The organism is Stenotrophomonas sp. NLF4-10 (genome assembly GCF_022359915.1).
Lineage (GTDB): Bacteria > Pseudomonadota > Gammaproteobacteria > Xanthomonadales > Xanthomonadaceae > Stenotrophomonas > Stenotrophomonas daejeonensis.
On record NZ_JAKSEE010000003.1, the window covers coordinates 2,394,624 to 2,420,258 of the forward strand.

At 68.8% G+C, this 25,635-nt stretch carries 20 protein-coding genes, 1 tRNA gene and 1 pseudogene; 10 read left to right on the forward strand and 12 right to left on the reverse strand.

What is annotated here, in order from left to right; genetic code table 11:
- Positions 1–7: 7 nt before the first annotated feature.
- Entirely contained in the window at positions 8–766 is a 759-nt protein-coding gene (locus tag MIC98_RS11280) for a helix-turn-helix domain-containing protein (RefSeq protein ID WP_239737235.1), read from the forward strand.
- Between the two features lie 168 nt (positions 767–934).
- On the opposite strand, the gene thrC is transcribed toward MIC98_RS11280, so the two are convergent.
- The 3 genes from thrC to thrA all read right to left on the reverse strand — a co-directional run bounded on the left by thrC (position 935) and on the right by thrA (position 5,925).
- On the reverse strand, positions 935–2,233 hold the full coding sequence (gene thrC, locus MIC98_RS11285; protein ID WP_239737236.1) for a threonine synthase: 1,299 nt from the start codon (positions 2,231–2,233) through the stop codon (positions 935–937).
- 255 nt (positions 2,234–2,488) lie between these two features.
- Complete coding sequence (locus MIC98_RS11290; RefSeq protein WP_239737237.1) at positions 2,489–3,421, reverse strand: homoserine kinase; 933 nt, start codon at positions 3,419–3,421, stop codon at positions 2,489–2,491.
- 8 nt (positions 3,422–3,429) lie between these two features.
- Entirely contained in the window at positions 3,430–5,925 is a 2,496-nt protein-coding gene (gene thrA / locus MIC98_RS11295) for a bifunctional aspartate kinase/homoserine dehydrogenase I (protein ID WP_239737238.1), read from the reverse strand.
- Between the two features lie 38 nt (positions 5,926–5,963).
- Between thrA and MIC98_RS11300 the strand changes: the two genes are divergently transcribed.
- Complete coding sequence (locus MIC98_RS11300) at positions 5,964–6,167, forward strand: hypothetical protein (protein WP_239737239.1); 204 nt, start codon at positions 5,964–5,966, stop codon at positions 6,165–6,167.
- Positions 6,168–6,470: 303 nt separating this feature from the next.
- On the opposite strand, the gene MIC98_RS11305 is transcribed toward MIC98_RS11300, so the two are convergent.
- The 3 genes from MIC98_RS11305 to MIC98_RS11315 all read right to left on the reverse strand — a co-directional run bounded on the left by MIC98_RS11305 (position 6,471) and on the right by MIC98_RS11315 (position 8,322).
- Complete coding sequence (locus tag MIC98_RS11305; protein ID WP_239738151.1) at positions 6,471–7,403, reverse strand: DMT family transporter; 933 nt, start codon at positions 7,401–7,403, stop codon at positions 6,471–6,473.
- A gap of 60 nt (positions 7,404–7,463) precedes the next feature.
- Positions 7,464–8,186, reverse strand: a complete 723-nt coding sequence (locus tag MIC98_RS11310) for an AraC family transcriptional regulator (RefSeq protein ID WP_239737240.1) — start codon at positions 8,184–8,186, stop codon at positions 7,464–7,466.
- Between the two features lie 59 nt (positions 8,187–8,245).
- Positions 8,246–8,322, reverse strand: a tRNA-Arg gene (locus MIC98_RS11315).
- Positions 8,323–8,474: 152 nt separating this feature from the next.
- Between MIC98_RS11315 and MIC98_RS11320 the strand changes: the two genes are divergently transcribed.
- The 8 genes from MIC98_RS11320 (at position 8,475) to MIC98_RS11355 (ending at position 17,862) form a co-directional block, all read left to right on the forward strand.
- Positions 8,475–10,007 carry an aldehyde dehydrogenase family protein gene (locus MIC98_RS11320; protein WP_239737241.1) on the forward strand — a complete coding sequence of 511 codons (1,533 nt, stop codon included), beginning with the start codon at positions 8,475–8,477 and terminating at the stop codon, positions 10,005–10,007.
- Between the two features lie 242 nt (positions 10,008–10,249).
- Entirely contained in the window at positions 10,250–10,537 is a 288-nt protein-coding gene (locus tag MIC98_RS11325) for a DUF4190 domain-containing protein (RefSeq protein ID WP_057640567.1), read from the forward strand.
- 6 nt (positions 10,538–10,543) lie between these two features.
- Positions 10,544–11,599 carry a quinone-dependent dihydroorotate dehydrogenase gene (locus tag MIC98_RS11330; RefSeq protein WP_239737242.1) on the forward strand — a complete coding sequence of 352 codons (1,056 nt, stop codon included), beginning with the start codon at positions 10,544–10,546 and terminating at the stop codon, positions 11,597–11,599.
- Positions 11,596–12,636, forward strand: a complete 1,041-nt coding sequence (murB, locus tag MIC98_RS11335) for a UDP-N-acetylmuramate dehydrogenase (RefSeq protein WP_239737243.1) — start codon at positions 11,596–11,598, stop codon at positions 12,634–12,636. The genes MIC98_RS11330 and murB overlap by 4 nt, the downstream gene beginning before the upstream one ends.
- 38 nt (positions 12,637–12,674) lie before the next feature.
- Positions 12,675–13,553 (forward strand): DMT family transporter, encoded by an 879-nt coding sequence (locus MIC98_RS11340; RefSeq protein WP_239738153.1) that lies wholly within the window; start codon positions 12,675–12,677, stop codon positions 13,551–13,553.
- A 288-nt stretch (positions 13,554–13,841) separates the two neighbouring features.
- The gene (locus MIC98_RS11345; protein ID WP_239737244.1) at positions 13,842–14,366 is read left to right on the forward strand and encodes a DUF3592 domain-containing protein; all 525 of its coding nucleotides are present in this window, start codon (positions 13,842–13,844) and stop codon (positions 14,364–14,366) included.
- A gap of 74 nt (positions 14,367–14,440) precedes the next feature.
- Positions 14,441–15,661: a hypothetical protein gene (locus MIC98_RS11350; protein WP_239737245.1), complete on the forward strand. Its 1,221-nt coding sequence runs from the start codon at positions 14,441–14,443 to the stop codon at positions 15,659–15,661.
- A complete protein-coding gene (locus MIC98_RS11355; RefSeq protein ID WP_239737246.1) occupies positions 15,658–17,862 on the forward strand; it encodes a hypothetical protein in 2,205 nt (734 codons plus the stop codon). Before MIC98_RS11350 ends, MIC98_RS11355 begins: the two co-directional genes overlap by 4 nt.
- 49 nt (positions 17,863–17,911) lie before the next feature.
- Here the strand turns inward: MIC98_RS11355 and MIC98_RS11360 are convergent, their stop codons facing one another.
- From MIC98_RS11360 to MIC98_RS11390, 6 genes and pseudogenes are all read right to left on the reverse strand, one after another.
- Complete coding sequence (locus MIC98_RS11360; protein WP_239737247.1) at positions 17,912–19,216, reverse strand: McrC family protein; 1,305 nt, start codon at positions 19,214–19,216, stop codon at positions 17,912–17,914.
- 5 nt (positions 19,217–19,221) lie between these two features.
- The gene (locus MIC98_RS11365; protein WP_239737248.1) at positions 19,222–19,737 is read right to left on the reverse strand and encodes a hypothetical protein; all 516 of its coding nucleotides are present in this window, start codon (positions 19,735–19,737) and stop codon (positions 19,222–19,224) included.
- A gap of 149 nt (positions 19,738–19,886) precedes the next feature.
- A pseudogene (locus MIC98_RS11375) lies at positions 19,887–19,985 on the reverse strand (LysR family transcriptional regulator); the annotation flags it as partial.
- A 1-nt stretch (position 19,986) separates the two neighbouring features.
- Positions 19,987–23,049, reverse strand: a complete 3,063-nt coding sequence (locus MIC98_RS11380) for an efflux RND transporter permease subunit (RefSeq protein WP_239737249.1) — start codon at positions 23,047–23,049, stop codon at positions 19,987–19,989.
- 11 nt (positions 23,050–23,060) lie between these two features.
- The gene (locus MIC98_RS11385; protein WP_239737250.1) at positions 23,061–24,182 is read right to left on the reverse strand and encodes an efflux RND transporter periplasmic adaptor subunit; all 1,122 of its coding nucleotides are present in this window, start codon (positions 24,180–24,182) and stop codon (positions 23,061–23,063) included.
- Positions 24,179–25,630 (reverse strand): efflux transporter outer membrane subunit, encoded by a 1,452-nt coding sequence (locus MIC98_RS11390; protein ID WP_239737251.1) that lies wholly within the window; start codon positions 25,628–25,630, stop codon positions 24,179–24,181. The genes MIC98_RS11385 and MIC98_RS11390 overlap by 4 nt, the downstream gene beginning before the upstream one ends.
- Positions 25,631–25,635 lie beyond the last annotated feature (5 nt).

A 25,635-nucleotide genomic window follows, 5' to 3' on the forward strand; every position in this document is an offset into this window, starting at 1 on the left:
CGACGTCATGTCCCGGCCCGCCCCCGGTTCAGAGCCCCCCGCCCCGCCCTCCTCCAGCAGGCCCGACACCGGTACGGGCGCCTGCCTGCATTGCTCGGTCCGGCACCTCGCGGTGTGCTCGGCGCTGGCCTGCGACGAGGTGCAGGCGCTGGAGCGGATAACCGTGTCGATGCCGGCGCCGCTGGGCGCCACGCTGGCCCGCAGCGGCGAGCCGCGCACGCACGTGTTCACCGTCACCGAGGGCGCGCTGCGGCTGGTGCGCACGCTGGCCGATGGCCGCCGCCAGGTCAACGGCTTCGTGTTGCCCGGCGACTACGTGGGCCTGAGCGGCAGCGACCACCACCGCTACGACATCGAGGCCATCGCCGACAGCCGCGTGTGCCGGGTGTCGACCGCGCAGATGCGCGACCTGCGCCAGCAGTTCCCGCACCTGGAGCGCAAGCTGCTGCAACGCGCCTGCCAGGAGCTGGACGCCGCCCAGGACAACGCGCTGGCGCTGGCGCGGCTGCAACCACCGGAGCGGCTGGCCGATTTCCTGCTGCGGCTGGCCGCGCGCGAGGCCATGTTCGGCCAGACCGGCAACCGCGTGGCGCTGCCGATGGGGCGCGGCGACATCGCCGACCACCTCGGGCTGACGATGGAAACGGTGAGCCGCACCTTCACCAAGCTGCGCCAGCAGGGGCTGATCGCGCTACCGCACCTGAACGTGGTCGAGATCCTCGATTTCGCCGGGCTGCAGAAGCTCGCCAACGACGAAGCGGGCTGATCGCCCGGCACATGCTCCACCACACCGGTGGGTGCCGACCGTTGGTCGGCACTATCGGCCAGCGCACCTGAAACCTGCCGGTGCTACGCGCCGCCGCCCGACCAACGGTCGGGCGCCACCACCGTGCGCGGCATCGGGAATACCCTGAAGCACGAGGGCGTCCCGACTTCAGCCCAGCAGCTTTTCGCGCAGCACGGCGTACTCGGGGGCGCAGGGTTCGGCGTGGGCGGGGCGCTTGAGCAGCTCCGCCAGCGCCGGCGGCACCGGCACCTCGCGGCCGATCAATGGTTCGACCACCGATTCGAACTTGGCCGGGTGGGCGGTGGCCGCCACCGCCCAGTGCTCATCCGCGGCCGCCTCGCCACTGGCACGCAACTGTTCCAGCACGTGCACCGCGGTGGCGGTATGCGGGCAGAACACTTCGCCGAACCGGCGATGACGCGTGGCGATGGTGTCGCGGATGGTGGCGTCGTCGACCGCACGTGACACGAAGGCCACGCGCAGGGCGGCATCGTCGCCGGCATACAGCCAGCGCAGGCGCTCGAAGTTGCTGGGCGCGCCCACGTCCATTGCGTTGGCGAGCGTGGCGAGGCTGGCCTTGGGCCGGTAGTCGCCGCCGGCGAAGTAGTCCGGCAGCACGCGGTTGGCATTGGTCGCCAGCACGATGCGGCCCAGCGGCACGCCCAGCGCGCGCGCCATGATCGCCGCCATCGCGTTGCCGAGGTTGCCGGTGGGGATGACGAAATTCAGCGGCGTACCGTGCGCGGCGCGGTGCGTGAGCGCGGCGTGGGCGTAGTAGCTCATCTGCGGCAGCAGGCGGCCGAGGCTGATGCTGTTGGCCGAGCTGAGCGGTACCTGCGCCTGCAATTCGGCGTCGTTCAACGCCTGCTTGGCCATGCCCTGGCAATCGTCGAACGAGCCGGCCACGCGCAGCGCGCGGATGTTGCCGCCGAGGCAGCCCAACTGGTGCGCCTGCCGCGGCGACACGCGGCCATCCGGGTACAGCACCACCACCTGCAGGTTCGGCTGGTTGTGGAAGGCCGCGGCCACCGCCGCGCCGGTATCGCCGGAGGTGGCAACGACGATCGTCAACGGACGCTCCTGCCCGGCACGCAGCCGCGACAGGCTGGCGGCAAGGAAACGCGCGCCGAAATCCTTGAATGCGGCGGTGGGGCCGTGGAACAGCTCCAGCACGTGGTCGTTGCGCGTGGCCAGCTCCTGCAAGGGCGCGGGGAAGTCGAAGGCTTCGGTGCAGGTGCGCGGCAGCTCGGCTTCCAGTGCGTCATTGGCGAAGAAGGGCTGCAGTAGTGTGGCGGCGGTTTCGGCCAGTGACGCGCCGGCCTGCAAATCGCGCGCGGGCGGCATCTGCTGCGGGACGTACAGACCGCCATCGGGGGCCAGACCGGCGGCGATGGCTTGGCTGAGGGTGGCGGTGGGGGCGTTGTTGCGGGTGGAGATGAAGTGCATGAGAGGTTCCGAATGAGGTTGTTTCTTGCGAGACGCGATGCTTTTCCCTTCTCCCTGCGGGAGACAGCTTGGCAGGATTGCCAAGCTGCACGGCGAAGCCGCCCGTAGGGTGAGGCACAGGGATGTGCCGAATGCAGGTGCCCCGAAGGGGCGGATGAGGGCTCGGGCGAAGCCTCGTGCAATCGAATATTGCAGGGCTTCGCCCCTACCCTCACCCCAACCCCTCTCCCGGAGGGAGAGGGGCTTTGAAAAGCTTCAAAGCAGATGTGCGCCGGGGCTGTTCAATGGCGTTACCCAGCTCTGGCTATCGAAGCCGGCGGCGGCGAACGCGGCCTGCACCTTCGGTGCGGCGGCCTGCGCGGCTTCGGCGGTTTCGTACCACGCGAACACGCTGGGGCCGGCACCGGAAATGCTCGCACCCATTGCCCCTGCATGCAGCGCAGCCTGCTTGGCCGCATCGAAACCGACGATCAGCGGCGCACGGCGTGGTTCGACCAGCACGTCGCGCAGGCCGGCGCGCACCAGCGCGGCGTCGCCGGCATGGCAACCGGCCAGCACCAGCGCCAGGTTGGTGCTCTGCGCGACGAACTCCTGCAACGCGTAGCTGCCCTGCAACGCGGCGCGTGCGCGGCGGGTTTCCAGCAAGGCATCCGGGTGCACCAGCAGGCTGTGCCACTGCGCGGGAACCGGCACCGGCACCAGCCGTTCCAACGTCGAAAGCACCAGCCCGCCGAGGAACATCGGCCCGAGGTTGTCACCGTGGCGGCTGCCGCTGGCGACCGCTTCGCCTTCCAGCGAATGCAGGTACAGCTGCTCGCGGGTCAACGGCTGGTCCAGCAATGCGTTGGCCGCGACCAGCGCCGCCACGCACGAGGCCGCCGAGCCGCCCATGCCGGAGCTGAGCGGAATGCCCTTGTCGATCTCGACCTCGAAACCGAACGGCAGCGCCAGCGCCTGCCGCAGCGCGATCAGCGCCGCGCCGGCGGTATTGCTCGCCGCCTGCGTCGGCAGTTCCACCGCCGCGCCGCGGATGGCGGCGATGCGCACTTCCGGCGCGTCGATGCGCCGTACTATCACCGTGTCGCCGACGCCGGCCACCGCATAGCCGAGCAGGTCGAAACCAACCGCCACGTTCGCCACCGAAGCCGGCGCGAAGGCGCGCGCCTCGCGCACGCCGTTGTCCGTCACGCCTGCACTCACAGCCTTGCCCCCTCGCCCGCCGCCACCCGCAGCACGTCGGCGAACACGCCGGCCGCGGTCACTTCCGGCCCTGCGCCGGGGCCCTGCACCACCAGCGGGTTGTCGCAGTAGCGGCGGGTGGTGAACTGCACCACGTTGTCGGTCAGGCGCAGGTTGGCGAAGGCATGGTCGGCCGGCAGTTCCACCAGCCCGACGCTCGGCGCCTGCCCCGGCGCGAATTGCGCGACATAGCGCAGCACATGGCCGCGCGCGCGGGCATCGACCAGTCGCTGCGCGAACGCCGCATCCACCTCGTGCAGGCGTGCCATGAAATCCTCGACGCTGGCCTGGCGCAGGGCTTCGGGCACCAGGCTTTCCACCGCCACGTCCTCCAGACTCGATTCGTACCCGGCCTCGCGCGCGAGGATCACCAGCTTGCGCGCGACATCCACGCCGGACAGGTCGTCGCGCGGGTCCGGCTCGGTGTAGCCCATCGCCCGCGCCTGCGCGACCAGCTGCGAGAACGGCACGCTGCCGTCGTACCTGTTGAACAGCCACGCCAGCGTGCCGGAGAAGATGCCGGCGATCGCGCTGACTTCATCGCCGGTATCGACGAGGTCGCGCAGCGTGGTGATGACCGGCAGGCCCGCGCCCACCGTGGCCTCGTAGCGGAAGCGCGCACCGGTGGCAGCGGCGGCTTCGCGGATGGCCCGGTACCGCGCCAGCGGGCCGGAGCCGGCCTGCTTGTTCGGCGTGACCACGTGGATGCCCGCGGCCAGCCAGCCGGCGTAACGCCCGGCCACTTCGGCGCTGCCGCTGCAATCGATGATCAGCGTGTGCGGCAGGCGCGCGGACAGCAGGTGGTCGGCGAACGCGTCCAGGTCCAGCGGCTGCGAGGCGGCGTTGAACGCGGCCTTCCAGTCGCCTTGCACGCCGCGCGCTTCCAGCAGCATGTGGCTGCGCGAGGCGATCGCGCGCAGGCGCAGGTCCAGCCGCGCCCGCGCCAGCAGTTGCGGCTGGGCGCTGCGCAGCTGTTCCAGCAGCGCCGCGCCGACGTTGCCGGGGCCGATCACGCCGACCGAGAAGGTCTGCGGCGACAGCCAGAACCCGGCATGCGCGGCGCGCAGCGCCTTGGTCGCGTCCTTGCCATCGACGACCACCGAGATGTTGCGCTCCGAAGACCCCTGCGCGATGGCGAGGATGTTGACCTGCGCCCGCCCCAGCGCCTCGAACAGGCGCGCGGCCACGCCCGGTTGCCCGGCCATGCCATCGCCCACCGCCGCCAGCACGCTGACGCCTTCGGTGGTCTGCACGCGCTGCACCTGTCCCGCGGCCAGTTCGTGCGAGAACGCCTGCACCACCGCATCGCGCGCGCGCCCGGCCTCGGCCTGCCTGACCACGCAGCAGATCGAATGCTCGGACGACCCCTGCGAGATCATCACCACCGACACGTGCGCGTTGCGCAGCGCGGCGAACACCCGCTCGGCGGTGCCGGGCACGCCGATCAGCCCGGTGCCTTCGACATTCAGCACGGCAAGGTCGGGGCTGAGGGTCAGGCCCTTGATCGGCCCGCGCCCGCCGCTGGCCGCGGTGATGCGCGTGCCCGGATGTTGCGGCTGAAAGGTGTTGCGGATGATGATCGGCAGGCCGCGCTCGATCGCCGGCGACATCGTCTGCGGGTGCACCACCTTGGCACCGAAATAGGCCAGTTCGCAAGCTTCGTCGTAGCTCAAGGCTTCCAACTGCACCGCCTCGGGCACCACCCGCGGGTCGGCCGACAGCACGCCGTCCACGTCGGTCCAGATGTGCAGCTCGTCGGCGGCGAACAGCGCGGCGAAGATCGCGCCGGAAAAGTCGCTGCCGTTGCGGCCCAACGTGGTGATGTGGCCCTTGCGGTCACGGGCGACGAAACCGGTGACCACCAGCCGCCGCGCCGGGTGCGACTGCCGCCACAACGCCAGCGTGGCGGCGCTGGCCTTCCAGTCCACGTCCACGCCGAGTTCGCCGTGGTTGACCACCAGCACGTCGCGCGCGTCGAGCACGTCGGCGTCCTCGCCCAATGCCTGCAGGTGCCGGCCCAGCAACTGCGCCGAGAACACCTCGCCCAGCCCCTGCACGCGGTCCAGCACTTCCTGCGGCAACTCGCCGATCACCGCCAGCGCGGCGAGGATTTCCGCCAGGCGCTCGAAGCGCGCGTCCAGCCATTCGATGGTGCTACCGACCTGCTCGCCGAGCAGCGACACCGCCGCGGCGCGGTGGCGCGCGCGCAGTTCGTGCCAGCGCTCGCGCCATGCCTCGTCGCCGCTGGCCGCGAGCTTCGCCAGCTCGATCAGCGCGTCGGTCACACCCTTCATCGCCGACACCACGGTGACCTGGATGGCCTCCTCGCGCGCCAGCAACAGCTGCGCCACGTGGCGGTAACGCTCGGCATCGGCCACCGAGGTACCGCCGAACTTGTGGACGACGGTGCGCACGGCGGCGGATTCGACGGGGGGAACGGCAACTGGCGACATCGGATGAACCTCGGCTGGAGGCCCCGACACGCATCTGGATGGGTTTCCCGCATCCTGATCCGGGTGCGGGGCCGTGGTTTTCGGAAAATTACGCGAAGACGACGGGCCGCACCGGGCGAGTGGTGACGGTAATGGTGGTGGTAATCGACATGCAGCCAGATGCCGACCTGCCGGAGGTCGGCAATGCGTGGGCGGTGGCGGTCGGCGACATGTGCATGGAGCCGAGAAGACACCAGCGATGAATGGGCTGTCAAGTGCTGCGTTGCAAAAATCAACTGCAACCATCATCGGCAAACTTGCCGGCATCGGTTGCAAATGTCATCAACCGCGATCATCGGCCATCTGGTGCGCAAGCATCATTGAAAACGCCGCCACCCGGCCCGGGCAGCGCTGTCGGGAAAAATCCGGCGAGGCAACGAAGCATCCCGGCGGCCCCTTCTGCAATCCCCCGACCCGCCACCAATTGCGCGAAAACCGTAGGTCGGGGCTACGCCCCCGACGCTCCGGGCATCCGGACATTCACGTGTCGGGGGCGTAACCCCGACCTACGCGGCCGCGTGCAGGTTGGCCGCCGGGCGATGCGCCGCGGTGCTCAGCACCACACCGGCGAGCAGGCAGCCGGCGGCCAGCATTTCCAGCAGCGTCGGCCAGCGCTGCTGCCACAGGAAACCGTAGAGCAGGCCGAACAGCGTCTCGAACACGATCATCTGCCCACCCAGGGTCAGCGGCAGCGCGCGGCTGGCTCGATTCCAGCAGGCGTTGCCGAGGATCGAGGCAAACACCGCCACGCCCGCCGCCACCAGCCAGAACAGCCCCCATTCGGACGCCGGCCGGCCCTGTCCGCCACCGGCGAAGGCCAACGGCGCAACCAGCAGTGCCAATGCGCCGGTAGCCACCCCGGTCAACAACGACCAGTCGTGCCCGGACACCTGCGGCAGCCGCGCCAGCCAGCGCGTGTTGCCCACCGAATACAGCGTCCACGACACCAGCGCCCCTACCCCGCACAGCAGCCCGAGCAAGCGCTGCATGGGCGTCCCGGCCACATGCGAGGACGCCATTGCCGCAACCCCCATCAGCGCCACGCCGGCCACGCACAGGAACAGTGCCGGCGCCAGTTTCGGCAGCGGCACCGCGCCCGGCTCGCGCGCGCCGGTGACCGCCACCAGCACCGGCACCATGCCGACGATCAGCGACGCCGCCGCACCGCCGCTCCACTGCACCGAAATGGACAGCAGCACGTAATAGAGCAGGTTGCCGAGCAGGCTCAGCCATGCCAGCGCAGTCCATTCGACGCGGCCGATGGTGGCGCGCAGCGTCGGCCAGCGCGGCACCAGCAGTACCGCCGCGATGGCGCCATAGACAAGGTAGCGCGAGGCAGCCAGTTGCAGCGGCGCGAACCCGGCCAGCATCGCCGGTGCCAGGAACACCACGCCCCACAACGCGCCGGAGGCCACGCCATTGGCAAGGCCGACGCCCATCGAACGGTTCACGCTCACCGCAGCACCACCCAGAGAGGGAAGGCGCGCAGTGTAGGTGGCTCACCCCTGGGCGTATTGACCCAGGCTACTGCCCGCCAGCCGCCATTGCCGCGGCGTCATCCCGGTTTCCCGGCGCAGCGCGCGGGTCAATGCACTCTGTTCGGAATAACCGGCGTGCAGGGCGATGTCGCTGATGCCGGCAGTGCCGGCCAACAGCTGCCGCTTGGCCCAGCGCAGGCGTGCGCCGCTGACCCAGGCCTGCGGCGAAAGCCCGAATTCGCGGGCGAACAAGGCATGCAGGCGGCTGCCGCCGACCCCGACTTCGGCCGCCATTCGTGCCACCGTCCAGTCCGCGCCGGGCGCAGCCGCGATGGCCATGCACAGCGCCTGCAGCCGCGCCCCGCTGCCGGCCGGGGCGAAATAGCGCAGCAGCTGCGGCAGCGGATCCATCCCCACGCCGTTGGCATGGATGTCTTGCAACTGCCGGCGGATGTCCCGGGACAACGCCAACCAGCGCTGCCGGCACAGGTGTTCGAGCGTATCGTCGTCGAGCACGTCGGGATGGCAGTCGATGATCAGGCAGCAGTTGTCGCCCAATGCCTCCAGGTCGTGGGTTTCGCCCGGCGCGACGAAGGCGCCCTGCAGCAGGTCCAGGCTGCCGCCTGCGCCACCCACCTCGAACTGCAGGTCGCCGCGCAGCGGCAGCACCCACTGCGCATGGTCGTGGCATTCCAGCCCGGTGGGCCGGAGGTAGCGTCGCAGGTGGCGCGCGGTGGCAGACATGGGCGCAGTCTGTGCGCACGCCGGTGGCGGCCGCAAGCGCCGGCACGGGCGTTCATCGATGGCGGCCCCGACACGATTCGAACGTGCGACCTGTCCCTTAGGAGGGGACCGCTCTATCCAGCTGAGCTACGGGGCCGAGGGCGCGCATTGTGGCACGCCCGCCCCCTCCGCCGCACCCCCGCGGCCGGGGAGAAGCCGGCGGGGCTCTGCTAAAATCGTGGTTCTGCATGCCGCACCCCACCTTCGCCAGCGGCTGCGCCCTACAACGCAAGGCAATCAGGAGTTTTCATGTCCTTCGAACTGCTCAAGGCGCTCGGCCTCGACGCTTCCAACGCTGGCACCTACCTGGGTAACGGGGAATGGTCCACCACCACCGGCGCCGGCGTGCTGTCGCCGCGCAACCCGACCACCGGCGAGGTGATCGCGCAGGTGCAGGCCACCACCGAGGCCGACTACGAAACCGTCGTCGCCCGCGCGCAGGAAGCCTACAAGGCGTGGCGCACCACCCCGGCCCCGCGCCGCGGCGAGGCCGTGCGCCTGTGCGGCGAGGCGCTGCGCCGGCACAAGGACGCGCTGGGTTCGCTGGTCGCGCTGGAAATGGGCAAGTCCAAGCCGGAAGGCGACGGCGAAGTGCAGGAGATGATCGACATCGCCGACTTCGCGCTGGGCCAGAGCCGCATGCTGTACGGCTACACCATGCACTCCGAGCGCCCGGGCCACCGCATGTACGAGCAGTACCACCCGCTGGGCCTGGTCGGCATCATCTCCGCGTTCAACTTCCCGGTCGCGGTGTGGGCGTGGAATGCATTTCTTGCCGCCATCTGCGGCGACGTGTGCATCTGGAAGCCGTCCAACAAGACCCCGTTGACCGCCATCGCGACGATGAAGATCTGCAACGAGGCGCTGAAGGAAGGCGGCTTCCCGGACATCTTCTTCCTGGTCAACGACGCCGGCACCGCGCTGTCGGAGAAGCTGGTGGACGACAAGCGCGTGCCGCTGATCTCCTTCACCGGCTCCACCCGGATCGGCCGCATCGTCAACGAGAAGGTCGCCAAGCGACTCGGCCGCTGCCTGCTGGAACTGGGCGGCAACAACGCCATCATCCTCGACGAAACCGCCGACCTGAAGCTGGCGGTGCCGGGCATCGTGTTCGGCGCGGTCGGCACCGCCGGCCAGCGCTGCACCACCACCCGCCGCCTGATCGTGCACGAGTCCATCCATGACGCCGTGCTGGCCACGCTGGTCAAGGCCTACAAGCAGGTCGAAGGCAAGATCGGCGACCCGCTGGACGCGGCCAACCTGATGGGCCCGTTGAACAGCCCGGAGGCCGTGCAGCAGTTCCTGGCCTCGATCGAGAAGGCCAAGGCCGCCGGCGGCACCGTCGAGACCGGCGGCACCGCCATCGACCGCCCCGGCAACTTCGTGCTGCCGGCGATCGTCACCGGCCTGAAGAACACCGATGAAATCGTCCAGCACGAGACCTTCGCGCCGATCCTGTACGTGATGAAGTATTCGACGCTGGACGAAGCCATCGACATGCAGAACGGCGTGCCGCAGGGCCTGTCCTCGTCGATCTTCACCACCAACCTGAAGCGCGCCGAGAAGTTCCTGTCGGCGGCCGGCAGCGACTGCGGCATCGCCAACGTCAACATCGGCACCAGCGGCGCCGAGATCGGCGGCGCGTTCGGCGGCGAGAAGGACACCGGCGGCGGCCGCGAGTCCGGCTCGGATGCGTGGAAGGTCTACATGCGCCGGCAGACCAACACCATCAACTACTCCGATTCGCTGCCGCTGGCGCAGGGCATCAAGTTCGACCTGTGACTGCTTTACCCTTCTCCCTCCGGGAGAAGGTGGCGCGAAGCGCCGGATGAGGGTACGGGCGAAGCACACGTGCAGTTGAACACTGCGGGGGCTTCGCCCCGACCCTCTCACCAACCCCCGCTCCGCGCCCCGGCCCACGCCAGCGGCGTGGGCGCTCAGGGGTACGCGCACCAGTGGTGCGCAAGCCGTGCCCCCTCGCCCCGCAGGGAGAGGGGCTTCATAACCTGCAACGGAGCCCACCCATGAGCATCCCCGCCCCCCGCCAGACCAGCACCCTCGCCGTCATCGCCCTGGTCGCCGGCATCCTCGGCTGGACCCTGCTGCCGTTCCTGGGCAGCCTCGGCGGCATCATCTTCGGCCACATGGCACGCGGGGAAATCCGCCGCAGTCACGGCCAGCTCGACGGCGACGGCCTGGCCGTCACCGGCCTGGTGCTGGGCTGGATCAACGTCGGCCTGTGGATCGTCGGCATCATCGCCTTCATCATGTTCTTCGGCGGCCTGGCCTGGTTGGCCGCAGTCAATTCCTGATCCTGCATGTACCCACTCGCCCGTCCCTTCCTGTTCACCCTCGACGCCGAGCGCGCGCACGGCCTGGGCCTCGGCGCGCTCGACCTGGCCTGGCGCACCGGCACCACGCCGCTGCTGGCAGGCAGGGTCGAGGCGCTGCCGACCAAACTGCTGGGGCTGGAATTCCCCAACCCGGTCGGGCTGGCCGCGGGGCTGGACAAGAACGGCGAGCACATCGACGCCCTGTTCGCGCTGGGCTTCGGCTTCGTCGAGATCGGCACCATCACCCCGCGGCCGCAGGCCGGCAACCCGAAGCCGCGGATGTTCCGGCTGCCGCAGCACCTGGCCATCATCAACCGCATGGGCTTCAACAACGCCGGCGTCGATGCGCTGGTGAAGAACGTCGGGCATAGCCGGCACCGCAAGGGCCCGCTGGGCATCAACATCGGCAAGAACAAGGACACGCCCAACGAGGAGGCGCTGTCCGACTACCTGCACTGCATGGAGCGGGTATACCCGCTGGCCGACTACATCACCGTCAACATCTCCTCGCCCAACACCGCCGGCCTGCGCGAACTGCAGGAGGAACAGGCGCTGCGGCGGCTGGTTGCCGGCCTGCGCGAGGCGCAGGAGCGGCTGGCCGGCGTGCACGGCCGGCGCGTGCCGATGTTGGTCAAGATCGCCCCGGACCTGAATGAAAACGACATCGACGCCGCCGCGCGCGTACTCGCCGAGCTGGACGTGGACGGCGTGATCGCCACCAACACCACCATCAACCGCGACGGCGTGGAGAGCCACCCGCACGCGACGCAGGCCGGCGGCCTGTCCGGCGCGCCGCTGATGCCGCAGTCCACCTTCGTGCTGCGCCGGCTGCGCGCGCGCCTGCCCGAGCGCATCCCGTTGGTCGGCGTCGGCGGCATCCAGTCCGGCGCCGACGCGGTGGCCAAGATGGCCGCCGGCGCATCGCTGGTGCAGTGCTACAGCGGGCTGATCTACCGCGGCCCGGCGCTGGTTGGCGAATGCGTGGAAGCCATCCGCCGCCGTCGCGAGGCGCCCTCGCGTGGAGCCGTCGCCCCGCTATGACCAGCACCGGGCCTTGGTGGCTGGCCGAAAACGCATCACTGCAAGCGCTCAACACCTTCCACATCGTCGCCCATGCACCGCGCCTGCTGCACGTGGCCGACCCGGAGGCATTGCCCGAGGCACTGGCCGTCGTCGGCGACGGCCCGCTGCTGGTGCTGGGCAGCGGCAGCAACGTGCTGCTCGCCGCCGACCCGGAAGGCAGCGTGCTGTGCTTCGAGAACCGCGACATCGGCATCCTCGAACACCGCACCGACCACGCCATCGTCCGCGCCGGCGCCGGTACGTCGTGGCACGAACTGGTGACCTGGTCGCTGGGCGAAGGCCTGTCCGGGCTGGAGAACCTGGCGCTGATCCCCGGCACCGTCGGCGCCGCGCCGATCCAGAACATCGGTGCCTATGGCGCGCAGGTCGGCGAGTTCATCCACCTGGTCGAAGCCTGGGACACGCAGGCGCGCGGCTGGGTGCGGCTGGAGCGCGACGCCTGCCGTTTCGGCTACCGCGACAGCCTGTTCAAGCACGAACCGGACCGCTACCTGATCACCGCCGTGCAGCTGCGGCTGCCGCTGCTGCACGAGCTGCGCCTGGGCTACGCCGGCATCGGCGAGGAATTGCAGCGGATGGGCGTGGAACTGCCGGTGGCCGCCGACGTCGCCAATGCGGTCATCGCCATCCGCCGCCGCAAGCTGCCCGACCCGGACGTGCTGGGCAATGCCGGCAGCTTCTTCAAGAACCCGCAACTGCCGTGCGAGCAGGCCGACCTGCTGCTGCAGCGACATCCCGCGCTGCCGGTGTTCCCTGGCGAGGACGACACCTGCCGCAAGCTGTCGGCCGCATGGCTGATCGAAGCCTGCGGCTGGAAGGGCCACCGCGACGGCGACGCCGGCGTGTCGCCCAACCATGCGCTGGTGCTGGTCAACCACGGCAACGCCAGCGGTGCAGAGCTGCTGGCATTGGCGCGGCGCATTTCCGCATCGGTACTGGAAAAATTCGGCGTGCCCATCGAACCCGAGCCACGGTTGGTCGGCGCGCGCTGGTGAACGCCATCGCCACGCCCGGCGCCACGCCGTTGCGCGCCATGCTGCTGATGTTCGGCAGCGCGACCGCCTTCGGCCTGATGGCCATCACCATCCGCCTCGCCACCGCCCACGTGCCCACGCAGGAGGTCGCGTTCTTCCGCAATGCCTTCGGCCTGCTGGTGCTGCTGCCGATCCTGCTGCGTCCCGGCCACGCCCCGCTGCGCACCCGGCAACTGCCGCGCTACCTGCTGCGCAGCGGCATCGGTCTGGCCTCGATGCTATGCGGTTTCTGGGCGCTGGGCCATCTGCCGTTGTCGCAGGCGGTGTCGCTGTCGTACTCCACGCCGCTGTTCGTGACCATCGCCGCGGTGCTGTGGCTGGGCGAAGTCGTGCGCATGCGCCGCTGGGCCGCGGTCGTGGCCGGCTTCATCGGCGTGCTGGTGATCGTGCGCCCCGGCTCCAGCGGCTTCCAGGCGGGCGCGTTGATCGCGGTGGCCGCGGCGATGCTGAGCGCGCTGGTGTCGATCCAGATCAAGCAGCTCACCCGCATCGACGGCCCGGATACCGTGGTGTTCTACACCTACGTCTTCTGGGTTCCCCTGTCGCTGGTGCCGGCGCTGTTCGTCTGGGTCTGGCCCACCGGCATCGCCTGGCTGTGGCTGCTGGCCACCGGCGTGATGGGCACCGTGGGCCAACTGCTGTGGACACGCGCGCTCAAGCTCGGCGAAGTCTCCGCGCTGACCCCGATCAGCTTCACCCAACTGCCGCTGGTGGTGCTGCTGGGCTGGCTGCTGTTCGGCGAAACCGTGGACCGCTGGACCGTGCTCGGCGCGGCCATCATCCTCGGTGCAAACGCCTACATCGCCCACCGCGAGGCGGTGCTGGTACGCAGGGCCGCCTCGCAGGCCCCATGCGCCACCGCCAAGGTCAACGAATAGCCGTCCGGGTGGCAGCAGGCCGGTGCGCGCAATCGCATCGTCCGCCGGCACATCCCGGATGCCATGTATTTCCCCCTGCATGGACATCCCGGACATGGCCTGGTTGACATCGCGTCAAGCAAATCGTCTGCCGCACTTGACGCATCGGGAATCCATCCCCGCCCGCGCGCTCACACACTCTTGCCATGCCGCATCGCGTGCCACGCATGCAGGCCGGCTGGACACGACGGCAGGCGCCACACCTGCCGCATGCTCCTCCTCTCCAACCATTCCAAGCAGAGCCACGCCATGATCAGCATCCCCGTTTCCCCCATCTCCCACCGGCGCTTGTCCAACGCTTCCAAATGGCTTTGCCTGGTCGCCTACGTGGTGGTCGTGCTGGTGTTCTCGCTGTCGGGACTGGGTAATTACCGCAAGGCCAACGCCATCCTCATGGATCATGCCGTGGTCAGCGCGCCGGTCGAGCTGGATTCCATCGAGGAAAAACGCGGTCGCAAGGGCCGCGTTACCAACCAGTACCACTTCAACTATGCGTTCGATGCCAACGGCGTCACCCACCGCGGCAGTTTCACCACGTCCGAGGCCAACGCCGACCGCTACCTGGAAGATGGCGCCACGGTCGAGATCGCCTATTCCAGGTCCGAGCCGACGCGGTTCGAGCGGCTCAGCCTGCTGGAAAACAACAAGAGCCTGGGCGGCATCCTCACCCGCCTGTGCATCAGCCTGCTGCTGATGGCCGTGCTGGCCTTCATCGTGCACCTGATCATCACCCGCAAGCTGTTCGTGACCCAGCAGGAAACGGCCACGCAGTAACCACCGCGCCGGCCACGGGCATGGAGGCGATTGACAGCACTGGCATGGCCGCTAACGTGGCGGACCAACCACTGATGCCATCCGCCATGCCCGTCCCGGATTTCCCCGACCTGCTCGGCCGCCACATGCGCCGCATCCGCGCCAGCGCGGCAGGCGTGGCCAGCGAGATCGGCATCAGCCGCGAGGCCGTCAACAACTGGCGGCAGGGCTATTCGCTGCCCAACCGCAAGCACCGCGACAAAGTGCTGGCCTGCGCCAACTACCTGCGCCTGACCGAGCAGGAAAGCAACGAACTGCTCGCCGCGGCCGGCTTCGAGCCGGAGTTTCCCGCCGAACCCGCGCAGCACGGCATCGCCGCCACCGCGCGGCCGGCCACGGTGACCGCGCTGTTCGACCGGCTGCAATGCCTGCGCCCCTATCCGGCGATGCTGCTGTTGACCCAGGCGCACTGGGGGCAGCCGCCCGAACGCGAGGCAATGCTGGCCGAGGCCCGCTCGCGCTACGGAGCCGAGCGCGTACTGCACCTGCAACCACCCTTCAGCGCCGGCGCGGAGGGCGAGGACTATTTCGCCGCGCTGGGCCGCCAATGCGGCTTTGCCGGCGTGGACTCGGACTACGCGCTGGAAATCGAACTGGGCCGGCTGTTGCAGCAATCGCCGCCGCTGTTCTGCCTGGTCAGCCGTTTCGAACAGGGCGCGCCGGCACAACGCGACGTGCTGGCCGGCATCCTGCGCAGCCTCAGCGAGATGCACAGCGGGCAGTTGCACCTGCTGATCTGCGGCGGCGCGGCGCTGGCCGACCTCAAATACCAGGGCGGCGACCTGTCGCTGCTCAACATCGCCGCCACCGAAGGCTGGCCGGAACTGACCTGTGGCGACCTGCAACGCATGCACGCCCGTTTCGCCGATGACGCTGCCGGCGCGGCGCGGGCGCTGCGGCTTTCCGGCGGCCACCCGCTGCTGGCCAGTGCAGCGCTTTCGCTGTTGGCGCAGGACGAGGACGCCAGCGACGCCGACGTGGTGGCCCAGCTCGCCCAGCATCCGCCGCTGTGGCAATCGCTGCTGCCGCTGATGCGCGAACCGGCCGCGCGTGCGCTGGTCGTCGAATGGCTCGAACGCCCGCGTCTTGCACCCGCACGCCCCTACCTGTTCGACCCGCTGCTGCGCCAACTCTACTGGGCCAACCTGCTGGCGACGCGGCGCGACGCCGATGGCGCATGGCTGGAATGGCGCTGCGAAGCCATCCGCGACGCCGCGCGCATGATCGCCGCCAGCCTCGACACGGCCAACCCATGAAGCCGGCGCGTTCCCGCTTTCGCGGCTGGCGGCTGCTGGCGATCGCCGCCCTGACCTGGTTCTTCGGCAGCCTGTTGTTCGCCCCCCTGCTCAACCCGTGGGTGGCCTGGCGCATTCGCACCGATGGCCCGACCCTGATGCTGCTGCAACAGGCCAACATCGAGATGATGCTGGTGCGCGAAGAGTTGCATTCGCACTGGCTGATCCACGAACAGTGGCCGCAGCAAGCAAAGCTCCCCGGCGTGCATGACCCCGCCGAAGCATTGCTGGACATCGACGTGCCGGCCACGCATGAAGTGCGCTTCCGCTACACCTCACGCTTCCCGGCCAGTTCGCGGCTGCGCGGCACCGCGCTGGTGCAGCGCTTCGACCCGCAGACGCAGCGCTGGAGTTGCCGGCCCGGCACACCGTCCCCACCGTCGCGCCTGCTCGGCCACGACTGCCGCGACTCGACGCCGTGGAGCATCATCGAATGGCTGACGCTGATATTGGTGTTGGCGCTGCTGGCGATGGCGGGCATCGCCGCACTGTGGTTCTTCGTGCGCCCCGCCGTCGCCACGATTATCCGCGAGCCGCGCAACCTGTTCCGCCAGCCCGTCACCGCCCTGCCACGGTTGAACCGGCAGCTTGGCTGGCTGCGCGCCCGCAGCGCCGTGCTGGAAACCGCCGGCGTGCCATCGCAACGCTGGCGTGACGCGCTGGAATACCCCGGCGACGATGCCGAAGCGCGCGCCAAACGACTTGCCGCCTGCATGGGCGCGGAGAGCACAGCCACGCACGATTGGGCGCTGCCCGGCCACGTCCACCTCTGGCGCCTGCCGCTCACGCTGCCGGTCGCCCTCGAACGCCTGTGGCTCTACCTGCCGGATGCGGCACTGCCCGCCGACCGCATCGTCGCCCTGCTGCGCAGCCTGCCCAGCGGGCAGGACGTGGTGCTGGTGGTCAGCCCGTCCATCGAGGCCGATGCCGCCCTGCTCGACTTCACCCGCGACCCGGCCAACCTGTGCGTCTGCCTGGATCAGGCCGCGCAGACCGAATGGCTGCTGAAACCCTCCGCCGCCCCGATACTGGTCGCGCAACTGGCGCGGCAACTTCAGGTCACGCGCATCTCGCCCTACCAGACCCGCGGCGGCGTGACCCGCCCGGCCGCGTTCTTCGGCCGCGACGCCCTGCTGGCGCGCGTGCTCAACCGCGAACCCGGCAACTACCTGCTGGTGGGCGGCCGCCAGCTCGGCAAGACCAGCCTGATGAAGGCGATCGAACGCCGCTTCGACGGCCACCCGCGCGTGCATTGCCGCTACCTGTCGCTGCGCGACCACCGGCTGGGCGCACGTCTGGCGGCGGAATTGGCATTGCCCGCCGACACCGATCTGGATGCGTTGATCGAAGCGCTGGCGGCCCGTTCCGGCGGCCGCCGCCTGCTCCTGCTGGTGGACGAAACCGACCTGTTCATGCGCGCCGAGGCCGAAAGCGGCTACGGGCAACTGGCCGCATTGCGCGCCCTGAGCGAATCCGGCCGCTGCCACTTCATGCTGGCCGGCTTCTGGGATCTCTACGAAGCGGCGATGCACGATTACGCCTCGCCGATCCGCAATTTCGGCGAGGTCATCCACCTCGGCGGGCTGGAACGCGACGCCTGCATCGCGCTGGCCACCGAACCGATGGCGCGGCTGGGCATCCATTTCAACGATGGCGCCTTGCCCGCCACGCTAGCCACCGCCTGCGGCCAACGCGCCAACCTGGTCGCCATCGTCTGCCAGCAGGCGCTGGAAAACATGGATCGCGGCCAGCGCCTGATCGACCAGCGGCAGATGCAGGCGGCGATGCAATCCGAGGCCGTGCTGGACGCGCTGGCCGGCTGGGCGCGGCTCAGCCCCGAGCCAACGGCGTGCCGCATCGACCGCATCGTGGTCTATCGCGCCGCGCAGGCGCACTTCGCCCGTGGCGACGCCCTCACCCTGCCCGGCCTGCTGCGGGGTTTCGACCATGCCGGCATCGCCATCGAGGCCGAAGCCCTGCGCCGCTCCCTGTCGCGGCTGCAACTGGCCTACGTGCTCAAGCGCCATGGCGACGGCGAGCAACTGCGTTTCGCGGTGCCGTTGTTCGCCATGCAATTCCAGCCGGGCGAAGTGGATGCCCTGCTGGAACGCGAACTGCGCTCGATGCGCGACAGCATTCCCGTACAGGACAACCACGCATAGCCGCAGGGCGGAGAGCGCTCCCACGAAAAACAGGGCGGCAAGCTGCCCCCTACGCCACCGCCAACTGCGACAACAAGGCATCCGGCACATGTAACCGCGCCGTGCGCAGGCAGAACGGCAACGCCCACAAGCGCAGGCCGGGACTGTGCGGGAACGTGAATTCCAGCGGCGCGGCGAAGGCATCGGTCATCGGATAGACCAGCGCCATCTCGCCCACGCCGCGCAGGTAGGCATGACCGTATGCGTGCAGTTGGTAGAAATCCGCTTCGGCCAAGCCGTAGTTGCGGGCTGCACTGCCCGCGCGGGCATCGAGCAGTTTCCACTTGGTATCCAGCACCATGCGCACCGCCGGCCCCTGCCTGAGCAGCAAATCCGGTTGCAGCCGGAACCAGCGTGCTTGCAGATGCCGCACCAGATGCTCGCTGCGCACCTGTGCGGCAAGGCGCAGCGGAGCCGGCAGTTGCGGGGGCAAGTGCCGGGCCACACAGGCTTCGAACAATGCCTCCATCGGGAACAGCAACGAGGGCGCGACATGCGCGCCGCCGCTGGGCGCCGGCGCGCAGCCATCGAGGATCAAGCGCGCCCATGCCAGCGCATCGGCGTAATGCGCCATGCCACGGTCACGGCGCACCCGCGCGAAATCCACAGCCGGCGTCGTCGAGGGCGGCACCTCGGCGAACACGAAGGCCAACTCGCGCGCCAGCCGCTGGTTTTCCCGCGAACTGCTCTGCGCCAGCACCCGGCGCAGCGCCGCATGCAGCAGGCGATTCTCGGCACGGTCGCTGGAGAATTCATCGTGCGCGGTGAAGAAGCGGTCCGGACGCAGACAGTTGCGCCGCAGTTGTTCGTCCACCCGCAGCTTGCCGCGCAGCGCCGGCAGGTTGCCTTCGCACTGCCGGTAATCACCACGCAGGCCGCGCTTGACGATGCCGCGCACGCCATCGAGGAATTCAGCGATGAACACCTCCGGCAGCGACATGCGCAGCGCCAGTTGCTCGGCGCTGCCGGCACGCACGTGGCGGAACCCCGGCAGGCAGCGCAGCATCGCCACCAGCAGGCGCCGCGTCTGCACCTCGCCACCGGCAATGGCCTTGCCGACCTTGGGCAACACTTCGATGCGGACGCCATCGGCGGCCTGCACGATGCCGGCATGGCTGGTCAGTTGCAGCGCCGGTCGCCCCCGCCAGCGCGCCGGCCGTATCCACGGCGCGTTGCCATCGCCGCCGAAGCACTGCGCCTCCAGCCAGCGGTACGTCGATGCCGGCACCACGCGTACGCCGGCCTCAAGCGCGGTCGCCGCATCCCCGGCAACCAGCCGGTCGAACTCGTGGGTGGTGATGACGCCGGCCGCCATCGGCATTACGCCAGGGTCGAATAGATGCCGACGTAGGCTTCGGGCCGCTCGAACGCCTGCATGTCCAGTTCATGGCGCGGGTTGACGCCATGTTCGTCCAGGCCGTGGCCGTCGCCGAACAACTGCTCCAGCGCGCCATCCGCATCGGCCTGCACCACGAACCGCGCGCCCTCCGGCTTCTGGTTGTCGGCCAGCACCAGGCGGATCTTGTTCCAGTCCTCGAAGAAATATTCTTCCAGCAGCGGCAGGATGTGGCCGCGGAACACCGCCTTCAGCGCGGCGAAACGTGCCGGCCCTTCGGCCACGTCGCGCAGGCCGGTGAAGAAGGCGTGGCCGATGGCGTGGTCGCGGTCGTACAGGCTTTCGATTCGGCGGTTGATGGCCACCAGCATGCGCGCGATGTCGATCTCGCCCACATGCAGGTCCTGCAACGGCGCAAGGTCGGGCAGCACCGGCACGAACTCGAAACGCCGGCGCAGCGCGGTGTCGAGCAGCGCCAGCGAACGATCGGCGGTGTTCATCGTCCCGATGATGTGCACGTTGCGCGGCACGCTGAACGACTCGCCCGAATACGGCAACAGCGCCGACAGCGCATTGGCCGCGCCTTCGCGCTTGTCGGCCTCGATCAGAGTGATCAGCTCGCCGAATATCTTGCTGATGTTGCCGCGGTTGACAGGGGCGATTGCTCGATATGCAGCCGCTCCGCCGCTCTCGCAAAGTGCAGTTCTTCAGCGACCGCAACGAAACAGCGAAGATGGCGAAGCTCCATTTCAAGCTCCTTCCAGTCTTGCCATCCAACGTCTCGGTGTGAAACGCTGAACAAGGTCATCCACAACTTCGTAGAAAACGGGGATCACCAGCAGGCTCAAGAATGTGGAGGTGATGAGGCCGCCGATCACGACGATGGCCATCGGCGCGCGAAAGCTGGGGTCGGCACCGAAGCCCAGGGCGATGGGCAGCATGCCGGCGCCCATCGCCAGAGTCGTCATCACGATGGGACGTGCGCGCTTGTGGCAGGCGTCCAGCAGCGCGTCGAGCCGCGACATGCCGTGATCGCGCTGCGCCACGATGGCGTACTCCACCAGCAAGATGGAGTTCTTGGTGGCGATGCCCATTAGCATGATCATTCCGATCATGGCGGGCATGCTCAGGTTGGTGCCGGTCACGAACAGCGCGAGGATCGCGCCGGGAATCGACAACAGCAGCGCCCCGAGAATCGTCACTGGCTGCACCCAGGCATGGAACAGCAGCACCAGCACGATGTAGATGCAGGCCACGCCCGTGCCCATCGCCAGCAGGAAGCTCTGGCCGAGTTCGTTGGACGTTTCTGCTTCGCCGATGTCGTTCTTGAACAAGCCAGGCGGCAAGCGGGACAGGCTGGGCAGCGCCGCGGCGCGCTGCTGCACATCACCCAACGCCTGGCCGTTGAGTTCGATCTCGAAGTTCACGTTGCGCAGGCGGTCAAGACGGCTGATCTGCGCAGGTCCACTAGCGATCTCGACCTCTGCCACGTCACGCAGCGGCACCGGGCCGCGGGCGCCCGGCACCGTGAGTTGGCGCAGCAGATCAAGGTTCCGCGTCGCATCGTCGGGCAGCCGCACCACGATCGGCACCTGACGCTGGCTTAGGTTCAGTTTCGGCAGGAACTGGTCGTAGTCGCCCAGGGTGGCCACACGCACGGTCTCTGCAATGGCCTCGGTGCTCACGCCCAGGTCCGCCGCGCGCGCCGTGTCGGGGCGCACGATCAACTCGGGCCGCTGAAGGCTTGAGCTACTGGTCACCTGGCCGATCCCTGCCAGGCCACGCAATTCCTGCTCCACCGTGGCGGCATGCTGCGCCAGCAGGTCACTGTCTTCGCCGGAGAGCACCAGCGTGTAGGCTTCGTTCGCGGCCACCTTGATGCGTGCGCCGGCCACGTCCTGCAGGCGAGAACGCAGCTCGCGCTCAATGTGCTGCTGGCTCAGGCCTGGGCGCTCCTTGCGTGGTGTCAGATTCAGCGTCAAGTTCGCCGTGCGCGCCTCGGCCGCGTTGCGCACCGGACTGTCCCCAGCGCTGCCGCCGCCAACAGCGGTGTAAACCATCGTCACATGCGGATGTGCGGCCACGATGGTACGTACCTCATCGGCGATGGCGCGCGTTTGCTCGAAGGTGCTGCCCGGCGGCAGCTCGACGCTGATACGGGTCTGGCTCAGATCGTCCGGCGGCATGAAGTCGCCCTTGATTGCCCCGGTAAGCAGCGGTGTGCAACTGGCGACGCCGAAGACCGCCATGATCGCCAGCGTCGCGCCCTTGTGTGTGAATGCCCAGCGCGCAGCCTTCAGATAAGCCGACATCCAGAAGGGCTCGGCATGGGGCCGGGTCGGCTTCTTCAACAGGTAAGCCGCCATCATGGGCGTGAGCAGCCGGGCCACGACGAGCGAGAAGAACACGGCGATGGATGCTGTCCAACCGAACTGCACGAAGAACTTGCCGGCCAAACCTTTCATGAAGGCAGTCGGCAGAAAGACGGCGATCAGCGTGAAGGTAGTGGCGATTACCGCCAGCCCGATCTCGTCGGCCGCCTCGCGGGCGGCCACCAGCGGCTCCTTTCCTTGCGCCAGGTGGCGCATGATGTTCTCGATCTCCACGATGGCGTCATCCACGAGGATGCCGACCACCAGCGACAGCGACAGCAAGGTGATGATGTTCAGCGTGAATCCCATCCACTGCATGAACAGGAAGGTGGGAATGATGGACAGCGGCAGTGCCACGGCGCTGACGAAGGTTGCGCGGACATCGCGCAGGAACAGCCCCACCACGAGTACCGCGAGCACGGCACCCTCGATGAGCAGCGACATGCTGCCCTCGAAGTTCTCCACAACCGGGTCGATGGCGTTGAACGCCTCGGTCAGTTCAATGTCTGGCTGTTCCGCCTTCAAGGTAGCGAGCGCCTGGCGCACGCCATCGGCAACTTCGATGTCACCGGCGCCCGTGGTGCGCAGGATCTCGAAGCCGACCACCGGCTTGCCGTTGAGGAAGGCACCGCTGCGGCGCTCGGCCAGCGCGTCGGACACAGAGGCCACTTGATCCAGGCGTGCGACATGACCATCCGGCAATGGAATCTCGATGGCCGCCAGCGCGTCGGCCGAAGGTACGGCGACGACCGTGCGCACGGTCTGTTCGCCGCTGCCAAGCTTGGCACGGCCACCAGGCGCCTCTCGTTGTACCTGGACAAGCCGGCGCGAGACATCGGCCGCGCTCAAACGCAAGGCCAGCAGCCGGTCCGGGTCCAACTCCACGCGCACTTCGCGATTCACGCCGCCCACGCGGGTGACGGCCCCGACGCCGGGCACGGCGAGCAGGCGCCGAGTGATCTGGTCATCCACGAACCACGACAACGCTTCGTCGTCCATGCGTGGCGACGCCACCGTGTAGGTCAGGATCGGATCGTTCTTGAACTCGATCTTGCTGATGATGGGGTCGCGCAAGGCCGCGGGCAGGTCGGCCCGCACCCTGGCCACGGCAGCACGGGTGTCGTCCAGAGCTTCCTGTGGCGGCTTCTCCAGGCGGAACTCCGCCGAGACTGTGGCCACGCCGTCCTGTACCGTCGTGTGCAGGTGCCGGAGCCCCTTCATGGTGGCCATCGCGTTCTCCAGCTTGCGCGCCACCTCGGTTTCCATCTGGGCCGGTGCAGTACCTGGCAGGCTGGCCACGACGGTGACCATCGGCAGGTCAACGTCTGGGAAGTTCTGGACCTTGGCGGTGCTGAATGCGAACAGCCCGGCGACCGTCAGCATGACGAACAGCAAGATGGCCGGTACGGGGTTGCGGATTGACCAGGCGGAGAAGTTCATGGTCGCCCTCTTCAGCGTGTCGTTTGAGGGGAGGTATTCGGACTGGCTGAGGCGATGCGCACCGTCACGCCATCCGCGAGGAACCCAACGCCGGACTCGACAACCGCCATGTCGGCGCTCAGCCCTTCGCGAATCTCCACCCGGTCACCGTGGCGAACGCCCAGCGTCACCTTCTGCTGCCGCACCTTGTCGCCTTCGATGCGGAAGACGTAGCTGAAACCATCGCGCAGCAGGACGGCGCTTTCGGGCAAGGTCAACACCGCACGCTGGTCCAGCAGCAACTCGCCTCGGGCAAACAGGCCCGCGCGCACCTGCGCGGAGGGCTTGAGATCCACGTACACGATGCCGATGCGGCTTTGCGGATCGACCTGCGGTGCGACTTTTCGCACGCGGCCTTCGACGGGCTGTGTGCCGCTCGGTGCGATGCGCGCGGTCTGCCCTGGCGCTACCCGTGCGAGTTCGGGTCCGGGCAATTCGGCGCGCCATTCAAGCCGGCCTTGGCGTTGCAGGCGCATGATTTCCGCCCCTTCTTGAATGAGCGCCCCCTCAGCCGCCGGCCGGGCGCTGATCACGCCGTCGTCCGGCGCGCGCACCTGGGTATAGGCCAGGCGCAGCGAATCAGCCTGCACGCGCGCGCGGGCTGCGGCCAGGCGCGCTTGCGCGGCGTCGCCGGCCGCCAGTGCTTGGTCGATGGCCTGCTCCGACAAGACTTCGGTGCCTTGCAGCGCCCGGGCGCGATCGGCTGCACGGCGTGCCTCTGCGGCACTGACCTCGGCCTCTTGAAGCGCCGCCCGGCTAGCGTTCAGATCGGCTTCGAGCGTGCCGGGGCTGAACTGTGCCAGAAGCTGCCCCTGCTTCACCCGGTCGCCGACATCGACCAGCAGCCGCGACAGGCGCTGCCCTCCGATTTCGGCCCCGATCACGACTTCCTGCCAGGCGGCAATGCTGCCGACGGCGTTCAGCGTCTGCGGCCATTGCTGTGCGGTGGCGACGGTGCGCTTGACCGTCAGTGCCGCCGGCGTGGCCGGAGACGAGGTGGATTGAGCGGCGCTGCGCGTGGTCACGAGTAGCGCGGCGCAGGCGACGGAAAGACCGACGACCGCGGCAAAGAGATAGACGAGGCGACGTTTCATGGTTGAGCAACCAGTTGTTCGGTGGGGCTTGTGTCGGCGCTCCAGCCACCGCCAAGACTGCGATACAGGCGGAACCAGGCCTGCGCCTGATCCGCCTGCGCGGTGAGCAGGTCGTCGTGCGCGGTCAGTGCATTGCGTTGGGAAACGACGCGCTGCGGGCCGCTGTGCAAGCCCGCCTGCGCCTGCAGGGCGGCGCGATGCGCGATGCCTTGCCATTCACGCGCCACTGATTCGGCTTCGCGTCCGCGGTCGCGCGTGGCGACCATGCGTTCCAGCGACTCCTCGACCTCGGCGACGGCGGTTTGCCACTTCGCTTGTAGAGCGGCGGCGGCCTCGTCGGCTGCGGCCAGCGCGGCCTGGCCTTGTGCCCGGCGTGCCCCGCCATCGAACAGCGGCAAGGTCAAGCTCGGTCCAATCGACCAGAGCGAAGTCACCGAACTTTCGCCGCCCACGCGCAGGCGCGCTTCGCCGACCAAGGCGCCGAGACTGAGTTGCGGGTAGCGCTGGGCATCCACGCTGCGGTGATGGGCCAGTGCGGCCAGCCAACGTTGATGGGCCGCAGCCACATCCGGCCGCTGCGCCAGCAACTGCGCCGGCAACGCGTGGACTGCAAAGGCGGGCACGCCGGGCAATGCGCGACGGGGCGACGCCCAGCCAGCGGGTAAGGCGGGCGCCTGCAGTTCGGCCGCTAGCGGGGCCGCCTGTACCGCAAGCAACAGGGCCAGTTCCTGCAACGCGACCTGCGCCTCGGCGCGCTCGGTGCTGCGGCGGGCGGCGGCGAGCGAAGCATCGGTGTGCAACAGGGCCACGTCGCTGGCATTCAAGAGACCGGCCGCCTGTTGTTGGCGTCCCCAGGCCGCAAGCTGGGCCGCCAGTAGCCCATCGAGTTCGGCGACTTCCTCACGGGCCTGCGCCAGCCGCAAGTTGACGTAGGCCGCTGCAACGTCGGCCGCCAGCGTCACGCGAGCGGCATGCCAATCGTGTTGCGCGGCGACGGCCCGCGCCGCCTGTTCGTCGGCTGCTGCGCGCTGGCCGCCAAAGAGGTCGATCTCCCAACTGGCGTTGAATTGCGCGTCCGATTGGGTGGACACGCCGCCAACGTTGTTGAGGTTCTTGCCACGGCTCGATGTGGCACTCACGCCGAGTTGCGGCAGCAGATCGGCACGGGCTTGCTTGACCAAGGCGCGCGCCTGCCGATGCCTGGCGGCGGCCATTTGCAGGTCCGGGTTGGCGGCCTGCGCGCGCTCAATCAACTTGACGAGCATTGGATCGGGAAACGCCCTCCACCAATCGGCGAGCGCCACTGTCGATCCGTCATGGGGCAAGGGAGCGCGCCAGACCTCGGGCAGATCAACGGCCAACGGCGCGCGCGACGGTGTACCAGCGCAGGCGACCAACAGCAGGACCAGCCCGCAGCAGGTGACCACGGAGGACAGGCGAAGGATCATGAAAA

Bases quoted from the DNA above. Each gene is read 5' to 3' on its own strand.
- MIC98_RS11280 (WP_239737235.1), top strand. From the start codon at position 8: ATGTCCCGGCCCGCCCCCGGTTCAGAGCCCCCCGCCCCGCCCTCCTCC.
- thrC (WP_239737236.1), bottom strand. From the start codon at position 2,233: ATGCACTTCATCTCCACCCGCAACAACGCCCCCACCGCCACCCTCAGC.
- thrA (WP_239737238.1), bottom strand. From the start codon at position 5,925: ATGTCGCCAGTTGCCGTTCCCCCCGTCGAATCCGCCGCCGTGCGCACC.
- MIC98_RS11300 (WP_239737239.1), top strand. From the start codon at position 5,964: ATGGGTTTCCCGCATCCTGATCCGGGTGCGGGGCCGTGGTTTTCGGAA.
- MIC98_RS11305 (WP_239738151.1), bottom strand. From the start codon at position 7,403: ATGGGCGTCGGCCTTGCCAATGGCGTGGCCTCCGGCGCGTTGTGGGGC.
- MIC98_RS11310 (WP_239737240.1), bottom strand. From the start codon at position 8,186: ATGTCTGCCACCGCGCGCCACCTGCGACGCTACCTCCGGCCCACCGGG.
- MIC98_RS11320 (WP_239737241.1), top strand. From the start codon at position 8,475: ATGTCCTTCGAACTGCTCAAGGCGCTCGGCCTCGACGCTTCCAACGCT.
- MIC98_RS11325 (WP_057640567.1), top strand. From the start codon at position 10,250: ATGAGCATCCCCGCCCCCCGCCAGACCAGCACCCTCGCCGTCATCGCC.
- MIC98_RS11330 (WP_239737242.1), top strand. From the start codon at position 10,544: ATGTACCCACTCGCCCGTCCCTTCCTGTTCACCCTCGACGCCGAGCGC.
- murB (WP_239737243.1), top strand. From the start codon at position 11,596: ATGACCAGCACCGGGCCTTGGTGGCTGGCCGAAAACGCATCACTGCAA.
- MIC98_RS11340 (WP_239738153.1), top strand. From the start codon at position 12,675: ATGCTGCTGATGTTCGGCAGCGCGACCGCCTTCGGCCTGATGGCCATC.
- MIC98_RS11345 (WP_239737244.1), top strand. From the start codon at position 13,842: ATGATCAGCATCCCCGTTTCCCCCATCTCCCACCGGCGCTTGTCCAAC.
- MIC98_RS11350 (WP_239737245.1), top strand. From the start codon at position 14,441: ATGCCATCCGCCATGCCCGTCCCGGATTTCCCCGACCTGCTCGGCCGC.
- MIC98_RS11355 (WP_239737246.1), top strand. From the start codon at position 15,658: ATGAAGCCGGCGCGTTCCCGCTTTCGCGGCTGGCGGCTGCTGGCGATC.
- MIC98_RS11360 (WP_239737247.1), bottom strand. From the start codon at position 19,216: ATGGCGGCCGGCGTCATCACCACCCACGAGTTCGACCGGCTGGTTGCC.
- MIC98_RS11365 (WP_239737248.1), bottom strand. From the start codon at position 19,737: ATGAACACCGCCGATCGTTCGCTGGCGCTGCTCGACACCGCGCTGCGC.
- MIC98_RS11380 (WP_239737249.1), bottom strand. From the start codon at position 23,049: ATGAACTTCTCCGCCTGGTCAATCCGCAACCCCGTACCGGCCATCTTG.
- MIC98_RS11385 (WP_239737250.1), bottom strand. From the start codon at position 24,182: ATGAAACGTCGCCTCGTCTATCTCTTTGCCGCGGTCGTCGGTCTTTCC.
- MIC98_RS11390 (WP_239737251.1), bottom strand. From the start codon at position 25,630: ATGATCCTTCGCCTGTCCTCCGTGGTCACCTGCTGCGGGCTGGTCCTG.